This is a genomic window from Pseudomonas tremae, assembly GCF_001401155.1.
Taxonomy (GTDB): domain Bacteria; phylum Pseudomonadota; class Gammaproteobacteria; order Pseudomonadales; family Pseudomonadaceae; genus Aquipseudomonas; species Aquipseudomonas tremae.
The window spans coordinates 1-1,198 of record NZ_LJRO01000155.1 but is presented as its reverse complement, the minus strand read 5'-3'; the positions used below and the strand labels follow the sequence as shown (position 1 = coordinate 1,198).

The window sequence follows — 1,198 nt, the reverse complement described above, 5'->3', positions numbered from 1 at the left end:
TCTTTTTCAGAGTTTCCTTAGAGGGTGTAGACAAAATCATGTAGTGAGTCGGCGCGCGAGTATTCGAGCCTCGGCCAACCAAACCCATGCCTCGCTTACCGCAAAAAGGCGATCATGATGCATGATCAGTCGCCGAGCTCTCTCATTCCAGGCATGAGTTCGCTCCACTACCCATCGCTTGGGCATGACCACAAATCCAGTCTGAACAGGCTCCACGGAAAATAGATCGCCTTGTTCAGAGTGCCATTGCCCTGTTCTTCTGTTATTCGGGCCACGGATCACTTGAACATCGATAGCGTGCAGTTGATGGGTGCGCTGTGCCCATTTTCCTGCGTACGCACTATCAACAAAAAGCGTGCTCAGTGACGGATATTTTTCCTTCGAGTACGCCACCGCATCATCCGCCGCGTCACGATCCTGCACGCTTGCAGCACTGATACTGACAGCCAGTAGCAGGCCCAATGTATCGACGATCAGACTTCGTTTACGCCCCTTCACTTTTTTGCCTGCGTCGTAGCCGCTGTCACCGCCTTGAGGAGAACTGCGGGTCGACTGTGAATCCAGGATCGCTGCTGACGGGCTGTCAGCGCGTTCTTCCCGCTCACGCCATTGAGCTCGCAAGCGATCATGCATTTGCTCGAACTTGCCTTGAGCGCTCCACCGGCGAAACGTTTTGTAGACATTGTCCCAATGAGGAAAATCGCGGGGTAGCATTCGCCATGAGCACCCCGTGCGTACGACATAGCAACAGGCTTCCAGCAACGTGCGCCGAGAGTGAAGCGGTGGCACTCCTCGTCCGCCCTGGCTTTCAAACAGGTCGGCGACCAGTGCCCACTCGGTATCTGTCAAGCAACTCGGATATAGCTGCTCCGGCAGTTGGCGGCGGTGGGTTTCATTGTAGCCATAGGATTTATTAGGTTCAGGTGACTGAAAACTTCCCTTGGCCCGCTGCTTTACACGCGTAATCCCTGCCATTTTCAACGCTTTTGCAAAGGTGTCGGGATGCGCAGTGATACCGGTTTCGGCGAAGAATACGAGCGCCAATTCGGCCTGGCTGGAATAGGGCTGTGCATGAGCGAGTTTCACCAGCACGGGATAGTGCTCGGCGGCAATCGAGCGAGGACGTCCGGTTTTAGGCATGGCTTGAGGGCTATTCAGACAAGGGAGTGAAAGTTTAATTTATTTTGTCTACACCCTC

General features: G+C 54.2%; 1 protein-coding gene. It reads right to left on the bottom strand.

Features of this window, described 5'->3' with window-relative positions; genetic code table 11:
• Window positions 1-36: 36 nt before the first annotated feature.
• Window positions 37-1,140: an IS5-like element ISPsy19 family transposase gene (locus ALO43_RS11395; RefSeq protein ID WP_004664223.1), complete on the bottom strand. Its 1,104-nt coding sequence runs from the start codon at window positions 1,138-1,140 to the stop codon at window positions 37-39.
• Window positions 1,141-1,198: the final 58 nt, after the last annotated feature.

What these genes read in the sequence shown, in the direction of transcription:
- ALO43_RS11395 (WP_004664223.1), bottom strand. Translation starts at nt 1,140, where the DNA reads ATGCCTAAAACCGGACGTCCTCGCTCGATTGCCGCCGAGCACTATCCC.